The sequence below is a fragment of the Microbulbifer sp. ABF4_148 genome (assembly GCF_056158985.1).
The window spans coordinates 4,137,169-4,150,268 of sequence record NZ_JBSWUI010000001.1 but is presented as its reverse complement, the minus strand read 5'-3'; the positions used below and the strand labels follow the sequence as shown (position 1 = coordinate 4,150,268).

Annotated in this window: 14 protein-coding genes and 5 tRNA genes; all 19 read left to right on the top strand. The window is 58.9% G+C overall.

Annotated elements, in window-relative coordinates:
• Positions 1–122: 122 nt before the first annotated feature.
• The 19 genes from ACXAD0_RS18215 to rplL all read left to right on the top strand — a co-directional run bounded on the left by ACXAD0_RS18215 (position 123) and on the right by rplL (position 13,049).
• Positions 123–1,616: an alpha/beta hydrolase gene (locus ACXAD0_RS18215; protein WP_475090205.1), complete on the top strand. Its 1,494-nt coding sequence runs from the start codon at positions 123–125 to the stop codon at positions 1,614–1,616.
• Positions 1,609–2,352, top strand: a complete 744-nt coding sequence (locus ACXAD0_RS18210; RefSeq protein ID WP_475090204.1) for an ABC transporter ATP-binding protein — start codon at positions 1,609–1,611, stop codon at positions 2,350–2,352. The genes ACXAD0_RS18215 and ACXAD0_RS18210 overlap by 8 nt, the downstream gene beginning before the upstream one ends.
• On the top strand, positions 2,349–3,539 hold the full coding sequence (locus ACXAD0_RS18205) for an ABC transporter permease (protein WP_475090202.1): 1,191 nt from the start codon (positions 2,349–2,351) through the stop codon (positions 3,537–3,539). Before ACXAD0_RS18210 ends, ACXAD0_RS18205 begins: the two co-directional genes overlap by 4 nt.
• Positions 3,540–3,564: 25 nt before the next feature.
• Positions 3,565–4,677, top strand: a complete 1,113-nt coding sequence (gene alr, locus ACXAD0_RS18200) for an alanine racemase (protein ID WP_475090200.1) — start codon at positions 3,565–3,567, stop codon at positions 4,675–4,677.
• Positions 4,678–4,687: 10 nt separating this feature from the next.
• The gene (birA, locus tag ACXAD0_RS18195) at positions 4,688–5,683 is read left to right on the top strand and encodes a bifunctional biotin--[acetyl-CoA-carboxylase] ligase/biotin operon repressor BirA (protein ID WP_475090198.1); all 996 of its coding nucleotides are present in this window, start codon (positions 4,688–4,690) and stop codon (positions 5,681–5,683) included.
• Positions 5,680–6,429, top strand: coding sequence for a type III pantothenate kinase (locus tag ACXAD0_RS18190; protein ID WP_475090196.1), 750 nt, complete (start codon positions 5,680–5,682; stop codon positions 6,427–6,429). Before birA ends, ACXAD0_RS18190 begins: the two co-directional genes overlap by 4 nt.
• A 41-nt stretch (positions 6,430–6,470) precedes the next feature.
• Complete coding sequence (locus ACXAD0_RS18185; RefSeq protein WP_475090194.1) at positions 6,471–7,226, top strand: SPOR domain-containing protein; 756 nt, start codon at positions 6,471–6,473, stop codon at positions 7,224–7,226.
• A gap of 112 nt (positions 7,227–7,338) precedes the next feature.
• Positions 7,339–7,414 (top strand) — tRNA-Thr (locus ACXAD0_RS18180).
• Between the two features lie 110 nt (positions 7,415–7,524).
• Positions 7,525–7,608 (top strand) — tRNA-Tyr (locus ACXAD0_RS18175).
• A gap of 105 nt (positions 7,609–7,713) precedes the next feature.
• Positions 7,714–7,787 (top strand) — tRNA-Gly (locus tag ACXAD0_RS18170).
• Between the two features lie 101 nt (positions 7,788–7,888).
• Positions 7,889–7,963 (top strand) — tRNA-Thr (locus tag ACXAD0_RS18165).
• A gap of 133 nt (positions 7,964–8,096) precedes the next feature.
• Positions 8,097–9,290: an elongation factor Tu gene (gene tuf, locus ACXAD0_RS18160; protein ID WP_475090192.1), complete on the top strand. Its 1,194-nt coding sequence runs from the start codon at positions 8,097–8,099 to the stop codon at positions 9,288–9,290.
• A 126-nt stretch (positions 9,291–9,416) separates the two neighbouring features.
• Positions 9,417–9,492, top strand: a tRNA-Trp gene (locus ACXAD0_RS18155).
• A gap of 92 nt (positions 9,493–9,584) precedes the next feature.
• Positions 9,585–9,953 carry a preprotein translocase subunit SecE gene (gene secE, locus ACXAD0_RS18150; RefSeq protein WP_475090190.1) on the top strand — a complete coding sequence of 123 codons (369 nt, stop codon included), beginning with the start codon at positions 9,585–9,587 and terminating at the stop codon, positions 9,951–9,953.
• A gap of 10 nt (positions 9,954–9,963) precedes the next feature.
• Complete coding sequence (gene nusG / locus ACXAD0_RS18145; RefSeq protein WP_475090188.1) at positions 9,964–10,497, top strand: transcription termination/antitermination protein NusG; 534 nt, start codon at positions 9,964–9,966, stop codon at positions 10,495–10,497.
• A gap of 169 nt (positions 10,498–10,666) precedes the next feature.
• Positions 10,667–11,098 carry a 50S ribosomal protein L11 gene (gene rplK / locus ACXAD0_RS18140; protein ID WP_475090186.1) on the top strand — a complete coding sequence of 144 codons (432 nt, stop codon included), beginning with the start codon at positions 10,667–10,669 and terminating at the stop codon, positions 11,096–11,098.
• Positions 11,099–11,797: a 50S ribosomal protein L1 gene (gene rplA / locus ACXAD0_RS18135; protein WP_475090184.1), complete on the top strand. Its 699-nt coding sequence runs from the start codon at positions 11,099–11,101 to the stop codon at positions 11,795–11,797.
• 311 nt (positions 11,798–12,108) lie between these two features.
• On the top strand, positions 12,109–12,603 hold the full coding sequence (rplJ, locus tag ACXAD0_RS18130) for a 50S ribosomal protein L10 (RefSeq protein ID WP_475090182.1): 495 nt from the start codon (positions 12,109–12,111) through the stop codon (positions 12,601–12,603).
• 77 nt (positions 12,604–12,680) lie between these two features.
• The gene (rplL, locus tag ACXAD0_RS18125; RefSeq protein ID WP_475090180.1) at positions 12,681–13,049 is read left to right on the top strand and encodes a 50S ribosomal protein L7/L12; all 369 of its coding nucleotides are present in this window, start codon (positions 12,681–12,683) and stop codon (positions 13,047–13,049) included.
• Positions 13,050–13,100 lie beyond the last annotated feature (51 nt).

Genomic DNA, 13,100 nt, shown 5'->3' with positions numbered 1-13,100 from the left:
ATACATCAGGTGAAACGTGAACGATATCACTCGGGCCGCCCAAGCGCCACGGCCCCCGGGCGACCCGTCCGGCAAACTTCGGTAGACTCGGTAACCCTGTGATCACGGAACTGGAGTGGCAAGTGGAATTAGGAATGATCAGTCGGTCGCCGCTGAAGACACTGCGGTGGGGAGCCGCTGCGATAGTTTCGCTGTTGGCCGGGCCGGTAATGGGGCAGGGAGCTCCCGGCGGAGAGTCTTTTGCAGACCGGGTCGCGCCGTCGCCCGAGCAATGCTTTATCCACGGATGGGGCAATCCCCTGCAGTGCCATCAGGTCGCTGTGTCAGGCTCCGGCGGCGCAATGCTGGCGGTCGCGGTAGCGCCGTCGTTGGACGAGAGTGACGCGGCGCCTTTGTTTTTGCTGGCAGGCGGTCCGGGTCAGGCAGCAAGCGATCTGGCCCCGCTGTTGCCGGCATTGCGCGGGGTCAATCGCAAACGCGATATCGTGCTGGTGGATCGGCGTGGTGCCGGTCGCTCCGGAGCCTTCGATTGCGCGCTACAGGAAAATCTGACCACTCAGTTGTCCGAGCTGGTTGCCCAATTGGCCGACTGCTACGCGGACAACACGCCGCTCACGAAGACGCTGAACAGCCGTCAGACGGTAGAGGACCTGGAGGAAGTGCGCCAATTCCTCGGCTATCCGCGCATCGCCCTGTGGGGTGGTTCCTGGGGGAGCCGCACAGCGCTGCTGTACCAGCAATGGTACCCGCAATCGCTGACCGCGCTGGTGCTCGACGGGGTGGCACCGATCGATAGCAAAGTGTTTCTTACCGCGCGGGTGGCGGAGCAGGCGCTCGAGCAGCTGGAAGCGGATTGTGCCGCTGATCCGGCCTGTGCGCGTTTTACCGGCTGGCGAGCGCAGCTGGACCAGCTGCTGGCGGACTGGGATCGAATGCCCCCTGAGTTGACCGATCCCCTCAGTGGCGAGCCTGTTGTGGAGCAGATTGCTGCCTGGCAGGTGGCAAATACGGTGCGCACCGCTTTGTACAGTCCGTCGACTTCGGCCCAATTGCCATTTGCCATTGATCAGGCCGCACAAGGCAACTGGCTGCCACTGTCTGGCCTGTCTGGCCAGTTCCTGGATACGAGTGGAAGCATGTCGATGGGTTTGACGTTTTCGGTGGCTTGCGCGGAGGAAATGAACCGTATTTCTCCGGACGAGGTTGCTGAAGATAGCCGCGGAAGCTTCCTGGGTTCAGGGTTCTTTGACCTGTTCCGCAGCGGTTGTGATGTGTGGCCAGTGGAACCGAGGCCCTATGCGGTGCCCGAGCCGCGGGATCATCCGGTACTGCTGATCTCCGGAAGCGCGGATCCGATTACGCCGCCGGAATACGCAGAGCGGGACCTGGATTACCTCAGTAACCGCCAGCACCTGGTGGTGGCGAGTGGGGGGCATATCAACTCGGCGCGCGGCTGCATCCCCGAGCTGATCGAAGATTTCCTTAGTGCGCCATCAGAACCCGTCGATAGCGATTGCGTTGCCAAAATCCAGCGTCCGCCGTTTATGGCCGGGGCGTTCGGTCCCGATCTGACGGGCGCTGATGCTGCAACGATAGAGGAGCAGTCCGATGATTGAAGTTCAGGGGCTGCGCAAGCAGTTTGACGGGAAAGCCATTCTAAAAGACCTGAGTTTTCAGGTACCGGACGGCAAGATTACGGCATTGTTGGGCGCGAATGGCGCGGGCAAGACGACTTGCCTGCGTATCGTTACCGGTTTGCTTGGCGCGGATGCGGGGCGTGTTCGGGTCGGTGGGACCGACGTGGCTGCGAACCCTCTCGAGGTGCGTCGCCAGCTGGGTGTGGTCGGCGATCGCGAGGGGCTGTACGAGCGGCTATCGGTGGAAGAGTATCTCGCGCTCTTTGCGCGCATGCAGGGTTTGCACGGCAGTGCGCTGGACGATGCGTTGAATCGCGTGCGCACTCAGCTGGAGCTCGAGGATCTCTGGGAGCGGCGCACCCGCGGATTTTCCCAGGGGGAGCGGATGAAGGTGTCTCTGGCGCGCGCGCTGGTACATCAGCCCCGCCATCTGATTCTGGATGAGCCTACACGCGGCCTGGATGTGCTGGCCGCCCGTCTGTTGCGGCGAACACTACTGCGCCTGCGTAATGCGGGTACCACCATCCTGTTTTCCAGTCATGTGATGTCGGAGGTTCTGGAGTTGGCCGATCGGGTGCTGGTGATGTCCGATGGTCGACTGGTCGGTGCCGGGGCGCCGGCGGAATTAATGGAGCAGGCTGGTTGCGAAAACCTCGAGGACACCTTTGTCACCATGGCGTATGGCCGCGAAGCGTTGCAGGGAGCGTTAACATGATGAATCTGCCACAGTTGATGCGCGGCCCGATGGGGGCCTTGTTACGGAAGGAAATGCTGGAGGCCTGGCGAGATCGGCGCGCCCTATGGATGGCGATTTGCTTCTCCCTGCTGTTTCCCGCGATGCTCGCGGGCGGCAGCGTTTTTGCGGTCAAAAAAGCCACGGAAGAAACCTATCGCATGGCCGTGCTGGGCGATACCGGGGCGGCGGAGCTGGCCCGGCTGGTGGATAACCGTCAGGTGGCGGCCGAGTATGTGGAAGGTGGTTCGCCGGAGGAGTTGCTGGATTCGGGTTTTGACCTGGTGCTGCAAGTAGGCGATGACTTTGGCAGTGCATATCGCCAGCTCAATGTGCCTTACCTTTATCTGTATCTGAACGCCGCCTCCGATGGCGGCCGGCGAGCGCAACAGATTGTCGAGGGAGGGCTGCAGCAGTTGCAGGGGCAGGTCGTTCGCCAGCGTCTGGTCGCAAGAGGAGTGGCACCGCAGCTGATGGCGCCATGGAAGCTGGAAGTGCGTGACCTGAGCACGCCGAGTAGCCGCGGGGCGATGCTCCTGGCGATGGTGCCCGGACTGCTGATCCTGACCCTGTTCGTGGCAAGCCTCGCGACCTCTGTTGATACCTCCGCGGGCGAGCGTGAGCGGCTGAGCCTGGAGGTGTTGCTGATGCAGCCATTGCCCCGCTGGCAGGTTGTCCTGGCGAAAATGATCGCGGTGGCCAGCATGGGCTGGCTGGGTGCGGTGCTGGCGATTGCGGCCCTGGTTGCGCTGATGCCGCTGATGCCGCTGGCTGAGCTGGGTATTCGGCAGGCGACCAGTGTCAGCGGGGTCGTGGCGATGGCGCTGTTGTTGCTGCCTCTGGCGCTACTGGTTTCGATCGTCCAGATTCTGCTGGCGTTGCGTTCGCAGTCGTTCAAGGATGCACAGACACAATTGAGTATTTTGCAGATTGCGCCGGTGCTGGTATTGATGGCGCTGGATATGTCGCGCGTTGAATTGAATGACCCTGTTTGGCATCTGGTACCCCTGGTATCGCAACAGCAGTGGTTGAAAGCCCTGTTGATCGGTGAGGCGGTATCTCTGCCTCTGGTGCTGGCGGGATCGCTGGTGACGCTCGGGTTGTCGCTTTTGGCGGTACTGCTGGGAGCGAAGGCACTGCAGCGGGAAACCCTGCTGAGCGCCACCTGAATCGTTGAGTGAAGTTGGAATTTATATGATTGATGCCCGCGAAGGCGTGCTGACCATTGACCTCGAGGCTCTGGGCGAGAATTACCAGCGCATGTCTGCGCGTTTGACCGGTCGGGCGCGCTGCGGTGCCGTGGTCAAGGCCGATGCTTACGGGCTCGGTGTCGCACAGGTGGCGCCGGCGCTGTATCGCCGTGGTTGCCGAGACTTTTTTGTGGCGACGCAGGCCGAGGGTGAGTCATTGCGCCGGCTGCTACCGCCTGATGCGCGGGTACTGTTGTTCACCGGTGTCCGGGCCGGTCGCGAGCTGGACTGCATGCGCGCTCGACTGGTGCCCGTGCTGGTTTCGCTGGAACAGGTGAAGCGGTGGGCCCAGGCCTGTACCCGGGCCAATCTTCGTGCGCCGGCGGCACTGAAGCTGGATACGGGAATGACCCGTTTGGGGTTGTCACTTGAGGAGTTTGCGCAACTCCTGGCGGATCCGGCGCTGGTGCGTGCCGCGAATGTAGACCTGTTTATGAGCCATCTCGCATGTGCAGACGAGTCCCGGCATCCTTTGAATGCCCTGCAGTTGGCGGAGTTTGAGGCGGCTAGCCAGCGTCTGCGCGCGCTGTTGCCAGAAGTTCAGCTGAGCCTCGCCAACTCGTCAGGTATTTGTCTTGGCGAGCAGTATCATTTTGATGTCGTCAGGCCCGGAGCCTCCCTGTATGGCGTGAACCCGTTACCGGGTGAGCCAAATCCGATGTTGCCGGTTGTGCGAATGGCTCTGCCGGTAGTGCAGGTGCGTCGCGTCGACGCGGATCGCCCCGTGGGTTACGGGGCGACAGCAACCGCGACTGCCGGCAGCTGGTTGGCAGTGGCGCGCGGGGGTTATGCCGACGGTATACTGCGCTCGCAAAGTGGCAGCGGCAGCGGATGGGCCCTCGGCCGCAAGGTACCGATGGTGGGTCGGGTATCCATGGATTCCACGGTTTACGATATCAGTGCGTTGAGTGACGCAGAGCGAAATTTGCTGGAGAGCATTGAGGTGCTGAACGCCCAGTTGACCGTGGATGATGTCGCCGCCGGTGCGGGCACTATTGGTTATGAGATTCTCACCAGTCTCGGTGTGCGGTACTACCGCCGGTATCTGGGGAAATAGGGGTTTGGATATGTCATCAGGGCAGAGTGCGCTGAAGCCTCTGAGGCCAGTGCTGGAGTTGCTGGCAGATGGGCAGGTGCATTCGGGTGAATCCCTGGGTGAGGCGCTGGGAGTCAGCCGCGCAGCCGTTTGGAAGCAATTGCAGAAGCTCGCCGATATCGGACTTGAGCTGGAATCCGTGCGGGGCAAAGGGTATCGCCTTCCGGATGGTCTGGATCTGCTCGATCCTCGGGCTGTGCGCGAGGGACTGTCCCCGGGTGCGAGCGAGATTTTGGCCAGTCTTGAGATCCACGATCAGGTGGACTCTACCAATGCGCGTGTTCTTTCTTTGCTCGAGCAGGGAGAGGGGCACGCCCTGGCTATGTTCGCGGAACGCCAGACGGCGGGACGCGGACGGCGTGGCAGGCAGTGGCTGAGTCCATTCGGCAGCGGCATCAGCCTGTCCCTCGGCTGGCAGTTCAATGGCGGCGTACAGTTGCTTGAGGGGCTCAGCCTTGCGGTGGGGGTGTCCCTGGCGCGTGCATTGGGTCGATTTGATATCCCCGATGTCAGCCTCAAGTGGCCCAACGATATCTGGTGTCGCGGACGCAAGCTTGCCGGTGTGTTGCTGGAACTGAGTGGTGATCTGACCGACCGTTGTGCAGTGGTGCTGGGTGTCGGCTTGAACGTCGGGCTGCCGCGGTCTCAGGCTGCTCAGATTGATCAGCCCTGGATTGATCTTCGACAGGTTGCTCCAGGCGTGAGCCGCAATGATCTGGCCGCAGCCATGCTCAATGAATTGCTGCCGCTACTCCACGGGTATGCGGACCGGGGGTTCGCGGCGTATCGCGAGGACTGGCAGGCACTGGACCATTTCGCTGGGCGTACTGTGCGTCTGCAGTCATCGACGCAGGCATGGCAGGGAGTTGCCCGGGGTGTTGATCACACGGGTGCCCTGTTGCTGGAGGTGGAGGGAGAGCTGCAGGCCTATCACGGCGGAGAGATTTCATTGCGAGGAGAGTCGTGATACTGGAGTTTGATCTCGGCAATACCCGCGGAAAGTGGCGTATCGTCAAAGACGGCGTGGTCGTCGAGCGGGGATCTCTGGACCACAGCCGGCTGGGTACTGGGCAGGAGGTCCCTGCAATCTGGCGCACGCCAGAGCTGCAGCGGGTTCGCGCCGCGAATGTCGCCGGTGGTGAAGTGGCCGCAGCGCTGGAGCGCGAATTTGCATCGTCGGGACTGGCAATAGAGTACGCGCGGGTCGAGCCTCTCTGGTCCGGAGTTTCCTGTGCTTATCGAGATGTCTCGCGGCTCGGGGTGGATCGTTGGCTGGCGGTGCTGGCGGTGCATGCGCGAGATGTCGCGCCGGCGCTCGTGGTTGATGCCGGGAGCGCGGTCACGCTGGATTTGTTGGGCAGTGGCGGGCAGCATCTTGGCGGCTATATCGTGCCCGGTCTGGGATTGATGCGGCGAGCACTGTACCGGGATACCGATGCGGTTAAAGTTGCCGAGCCGGCAGAGGCGATATCCCTGGCCCCCGGTCGGCACACCGACGAAGCGGTGAATCATGGGCTGCCGCTAATGGTGCTGGGCGCTATCGAAATGGCGCTTGCCCAGCTGGTTGCCGCGGAAGACAAATCGGGTCGCGCGGGTATTCCCAAGGTTTGGTTTACCGGAGGAGATGCGCCGACACTATCGGCGCTGTATGGTGGCGTGCAGGAGCATGTCCCCGAATTGGTTTTGGATGGTCTGGCAATCAGTAATCCCTGAAGCCGGATCACATTGTGAAGAATTGGTGGTAAATAGAGCATATGCGCTGGATCGTATTGGCGTTACTGGTGGCAAATATTGCCGTGTTCGCCTGGTTTCAGACTGCAGGAAAGGCGGTCTCTGAGCGGCGCGCGGATGCGCCTGAGCGCGACACTGCTGGCGCCCGCCTGGAGTTGCTGGAAGAGGCCGGCCCGGATTTTGTGCGGCAGTCAGCCCCTGAGCCTGAATTGCCCGCTACGCCCGCTGAAAGTCGCGCGGAAGATTCGGCATCCCGGCTCAATGGCGACCCGGCGGTCGATCCGGTGGGTGGTGTCGGAGAGCGCATCTGCACGATACTGGGGCCGTTTGCCGAGGCGTATCAGGGAAATGACGTAGTCGAGCGGCTCGCTGCGCTCTCGGTGGAAGGGGATTTGCGTCAACTGGAGATGCCCGGGCGCATGCGCTACTGGGTATTCCTCGATCCACTGGGCTCATCCCGTGAGGCTTTCAACCGTTTGCGTGAACTGCAGGCCGCCGGCATCGACAGTTATGTGATCCCCAAGGGGTCACTGGAGAACGGGATTTCCTTTGGTATTTTCAATGAACCGGCGCGCGCCGAGAAGCTGCTCAATGAGCTGACTGCGAAGGGGGTTGCCGCGAAAAGTCGCGAAGAGCCGGAGATGCATCTGGAACGCTGGGTTGTGATTCCGCCTGGAGGGGCCGATGCCCTCGCTGAGGATTTCTGGGTGCGAATTGCCCGGGATTACCCGGACCTGGATCGGCGCCAGAACCTCTGTAGCGAGCTGGCGCCGGAATAGTACTGATTGAATAAAAAAGTCCTTTCGCAACGGTTGCTTGTCAGCAGAACATCCCCTAGAATCCCGCCCTCACTTACGGGGTACCACGTGTTGCCGTAAGTGCTGAGACAGGGCTGGCGTAGCTCAGTTGGTAGAGCAGCTGACTTGTAATCAGCCGGTCGGGGGTTCGACTCCTCTCGCCAGCTCCATTTTTGTCTCATGCGCTGTTGAGCTTTAGGAATCGCAGGTAAGTCTGTGAATTTAAAGAAAAAAGTGTTGACAGTGTGATGGCGTGTGTAGAGAATGCACACCGCTTTCAGCAGGGGTTCCCGAGTGGCCAAAGGGATCAGACTGTAAATCTGACGCGAAAGCTTCGGTGGTTCGAATCCACCCCCCTGCACCATTATTCAGGCTTCACTCGACTCGTTGAGTGGTTGCCGCCAGCGGAAGGTTGAATGGGCCCTGGCATTTAGGACCTTTATCCGGCCGTTCGGTACGAGGTGGTAATGCGGGCATAGTTCAATGGTAGAACCTCAGCCTTCCAAGCTGATGATGCGGGTTCGATTCCCGCTGCCCGCTCCAAGATCTGCTCTGGAGTGGATCGAGATTCCCGGCTTGCCGGGGTGTGACTCGCAAGGATTAACGGGTCGCTGCCAGTAAGTGCTGGCAATAAGCAGTAGCGTGCTCATGTAGCTCAGGGGTAGAGCACACCCTTGGTAAGGGTGAGGTCGGCGGTTCAAATCCGCCCATGAGCTCCATTTTTTTGATGGCCGCGGGGGCAGATGTCTCTGCGGTTATTTGTATCCGGGTATCGCGTTTTTTGTGGTGATTGGATACGCCGGTTCTTTAAATAGCTGTGCCAACGGGTGCATCTATTAATTGGAGGCTGCAATGGCAAAAGAAAAGTTTGAACGTTCCAAGCCCCACGTAAACGTGGGCACCATCGGTCACGTTGACCACGGTAAAACCACCCTGACCGCTGCTCTGACTCGCGTATGTGCTGAAGTTTGGGGCGGTGACGCGGTAGCGTTTGACGGTATCGACAACGCTCCGGAAGAGCGTGAGCGTGGTATTACCATTGCTACCTCCCACGTTGAATACGAGTCCCCGACCCGTCACTACGCGCACGTAGACTGCCCGGGACACGCTGACTACGTTAAGAACATGATCACCGGTGCTGCTCAGATGGACGGCGCTATCCTGGTATGTTCCGCAGCTGACGGCCCCATGCCGCAGACTCGCGAGCACATCCTGCTGTCTCGTCAGGTTGGTGTACCGTACATCGTGGTATTCCTGAACAAGGCTGACATGGTAGACGACGAAGAGCTGCTCGAGCTGGTAGAAATGGAAGTTCGCGAACTTCTCGACCAGTACGAGTTCCCGGGTGATGACACTCCGATCATCGTTGGTTCTGCTCTGATGGCCCTGAACGGCGAAGACGACAACGAAATGGGTACCACCGCTGTTAAGAAGCTGGTTGAGACCCTGGACGAGTACATTCCGGAGCCGGAGCGTGCGGTAGACCAGCCGTTCCTGATGCCGATTGAAGACGTATTCTCCATCTCCGGTCGTGGTACCGTTGTAACTGGTCGTGTTGAGCGTGGCGTGATCAATACTGGCGACGAGATCGAGATCGTTGGCATCAAGGAAACCACCACTACTACCTGTACTGGTGTTGAGATGTTCCGCAAGCTGCTCGACGAAGGTCGTGCTGGTGAGAACATTGGTGCGCTGCTGCGTGGTACCAAGCGTGACGAAGTTGAGCGTGGTCAGGTTCTGGCTAAGCCGGGCTCCATCACCCCGCACACCAAGTTCGAAGCGGAAGTGTACATCCTGTCCAAGGACGAAGGTGGTCGTCACACCCCGTTCTTCAAGGGCTACCGTCCGCAGTTCTACTTCCGTACCACTGACGTGACTGGCGCTTGTGAGCTGCCGGAAGGCACCGAGATGGTAATGCCGGGCGACAACATCCAGATGGCGGTTACTCTCATCGCGCCGATCGCGATGGAAGAAGGTCTGCGCTTCGCGATCCGCGAAGGTGGCCGTACCGTTGGTGCTGGCGTTGTAGCCAAGATCATCGAGTAATCGATGCTGAGTGTGTGGCGGGGCGGTCCCGCTGCGCACTTTTCAAATGCGGGGGAGAATGCTAATATCCGCCCCCGCATTTTTTGGTCTTTGGCGTTTAATTTCGCAATGACCAAGAATTGCTCCAGGCCAGTAGTTCAATTGGTAGAGCACCGGTCTCCAAAACCGGCTGTTGGGGGTTCGAGTCCCTCCTGGCCTGCCATTTTTCCAGCGCCCCGTCTTGATTGCCTGAGGGCGTTGCGGGTTGACCGTTAGGTCGGCGACCTGCTTTGTAATCGCTAAGGGCTTCTTTGTATGAATGCGAAAGTAGAGGCGAAAACGTTTCGTCTTGACGGCCTAAAGTGGTTGCTGGTCGTGCTGCTGGTAGGTGGCGCTATTGCCGGCAACTCCTACTACGCTGAATTCCCCCTCCTGTACCGCGTTCTGGCGATGGTTGCCATCTGTCTGGTGGCGCTGGTTGTCGCGGTCAATACCGCCAAGGGCGATGCGCTCTGGACTCTGTTGCGTGAAGCGCAGGCAGAGGTGCGGCGTGTAGTTTGGCCTACTCGCCAGGAGGCTACTCAGACTACCCTCATCGTGGTTGTATTTGTGTTGATCGTCGCCCTGATTCTGTGGGCGCTGGACTCAGCTCTGGGCTGGGTTGTATCCAAGTTTATTGGCTAAAGGTTGACGCATGTCTAAGCATTGGTACGTGGTACAGGCGTATTCCGGCTATGAAAAGCGCGTTGCGTCCTCTCTGAAAGAGCGTATTGAGCTCCATGAGATGGGGCATCTGTTTGGTGAGGTCTTGGTGCCTACCGAAGAGGTGGTGGAAATGCGCGCTGGCCAGAAGCGTAAGAGTGAGCGCAAGTTCTTCCCGGGTTATGTCCTGGTGGAGATGGAGCTCAATGATGACACCTGGCACTTGGTGAAAGAGACGCCGCGTGTGCTCGGCTTTATTGGCGGCAAGGCGGACAAGCCTGCACCAATCACCGATCGCGAAGCGCAGGCTATCCTGAATCGTATCGACGACTCTGTGGATAAGCCGAAGCCCAAGACGCTGTTTGAACCGGGTGAAATGGTTCGCGTCATTGATGGTCCGTTCAACGACTTCAATGGTGTTGTTGAAGAAGTGAATTACGAGAAGAGCCGCCTGCGTGTTGCAGTGCTGATCTTCGGTCGTTCCACTCCGGTGGAGCTGGAATTCGGTCAGGTCGAGAAGAGCTGACCCGCAATTGGATTGTTTGCCCTCTTTCGCTGTGCGCGGAAGGGGGTTTTCGCGTCCCTGAAATCTGCTGTCTGGCAATTTGGGGGCACCAGGGGAGCCTGGCATTGCGGTCTCTATTGTAAGGGGCTGGTTAGTGCGGGCGTTACCACCCAACTAGAGGAGAGCTGTAATGGCTAAGAAAGTAGAAGCTTACATTAAGCTGCAAGTGGCCGCTGGCCAAGCAAACCCGAGTCCGCCCGTTGGTCCTGCGCTGGGTCAGCACGGCGTGAACATCATGGAATTCTGTAAGGCGTTCAACGCCCAGACCCAGAGCCTGGAGCCGGGCGCTCCGGTGCCGGTAGTGATCTCCGTATACAACGATCGCTCCTTCACCTTCACCATGAAGACTCCGCCGGCTTCCTTCCTGCTGAAGAAAGCAGCGAAGATCAAGTCTGGTAGTGGCCGTCCTAACACTGAGAAAGTGGGCAAACTGACCCGCGCTCAGCTGGAAGAAATTGCCACCGCAAAGATGCCAGACCTGACTGCTTCTGATATGGACGCAGCGGTTCGCACTATCGCGGGTTCCGCGCGCAGTGCTGGTATTGAGACGGAGGGTGTGTAAGTGGCCAAACTGAGCAAGCGTCAGCGCGCTATCGCTGAAAAAGTTGAAGCAGGTAAGGCTTACGGTATCGAAGACGCCGTTTCTCTGCTGAAAGAACTGTCCAACGTCAAGTTCGCCGAGACTGTCGACGCCTCCATCAATCTGGGTATCGATCCGCGTAAATCCGACCAGGCTGTTCGCGGTGCGACCACTCTGCCGCACGGCACTGGTAAAGAAGTACGCGTTGCCGTATTCACCCAGGGTCCGAATGCTGACGCCGCTAAAGAAGCGGGCGCTGACCTGGTAGGTATGGACGAGCTGGCTGCTGACGTAAAAGCCGGCAAGATGGATTTCGACGTGGTGATCGCTTCTCCGGACGCGATGCGCGTTGTTGGCCAGCTGGGCCAGATCCTTGGTCCGCGCGGCCTGATGCCGAACCCGAAGACTGGCACTGTTACCCCGGACGTGGCGACTGCAGTCAAGAATGCCAAGGCTGGTCAGGTGCGTTTCCGCGCTGACAAGGGCGGCATCATTCACGGCGGCATCGGCAAGGTTGCTTTCGACGCAAGCGCGTTGAAAGAAAACCTGGAAGCGCTGGTTGCGGACCTGAAGAAAGCCAAGCCGGCTTCTGCCAAGGGCGTGTTCCTGAAAAAAATCACCCTGAGCACCACTATGGGCCCGGGTCTGGTGATCGATCAGGCTTCCCTCGACATCAAATAATTGAATGTCTGGCCGCGGTACCAGCTGCGGCCACTCTCTCATGCGCATTGCGGGTGAGGGGCAACAGAACTTTGGGGTCCGCTGGACTGTCTAGGCAGGAAAGCGGGCCGTCAAAGACCGTAGGTGTTTCGCAGGTTTGAGGTTTAGCTTGCGCGACTTAATCCGGATTCCGGCCAGGCTGGCCATCGGTGAATTCGAGCCTACGCAGACGGTGTCGCCCAAACCAGTATTTTTTACTGGATTTGAGCTTTATGCACCGGAACGGATCGGATGAGTTTCATCCGGTTTTTTTCAAATCCAGGAGTGACACTATGGCTATTGGACTCGAAGACAAGAAAGCGATTGTCGCAGATGTCCAGCAGGCTGCTGAAGGTGCTCTGTCAGCGGTGGTTGCGGATTCCCGCGGCGTAACCGTGAATGACATGACTGCCTTGCGCAAAGAGGCTCGCGAGAACGGCGTTTGGTTGAAAGTCGTCCGCAATACTCTGGCGCGTCGCGCTCTGGCCGGTACCGAATTCGAATGTCTCACCGAGACGTTCGTTGGTCCCAGCATTATTGCCTTTTCTAATGAACACCCGGGTGCCGGTGCGCGCATCCTCAAGGAGTTCGCCAAGGGTAATGACAAGCTGGAGCTGAAAGGTGCCGCCTTCGAAGGTGAGGTGACTGATATCGCTGTGTTGGCAAGCCTGCCGACCTACGACGAAGCAATCGCCAAGCTGATGAGCGTGCTGAAAGAAGCATCCGCTGGCAAGCTGGTCCGCACTATTGCGGCCGTTCGCGACCAGAAAGAGCAAGAAGCTGCTTAATCACTTCGTACATCGAAGTCGCAGTTTTCAAAACTTATTTGAGCAGTTGACTGCTCACACAAATCAGGTACTTACAAATGTCTCTGACTAAAGACGATATCATCAATGCGATCGCTGAAATGTCCGTAAAGGACGTTGCTGAGCTGATCGAAGCTATGGAAGAGAAGTTCGGTGTAACTGCTGCTGCCGCTGTTATGGCTGGCCCGGCTGGTGGTGAAGCTGCCGCTGAAGAGAAGACTGAATTTGACGTAATTCTGACTTCTGCTGGCGACAAGAAAGTAAACGTGATCAAGGTTGTTCGCGGTATCACCGGTCTTGGCCTGAAAGAAGCCAAGGGTCTGGTAGACGGCGCTCCGAGCCCGCTGAAAGAAGGCGTAAGCAAGGAAGAAGCCGAAGCAGCGAAGAAAGAGCTGGAAGAAGCTGGCGCTGTTGTAGAACTGAAGTAATTCGGTTTTACACACTCTCGCTGAAAGCCGGCAATGCCGCTTTCAGCGACA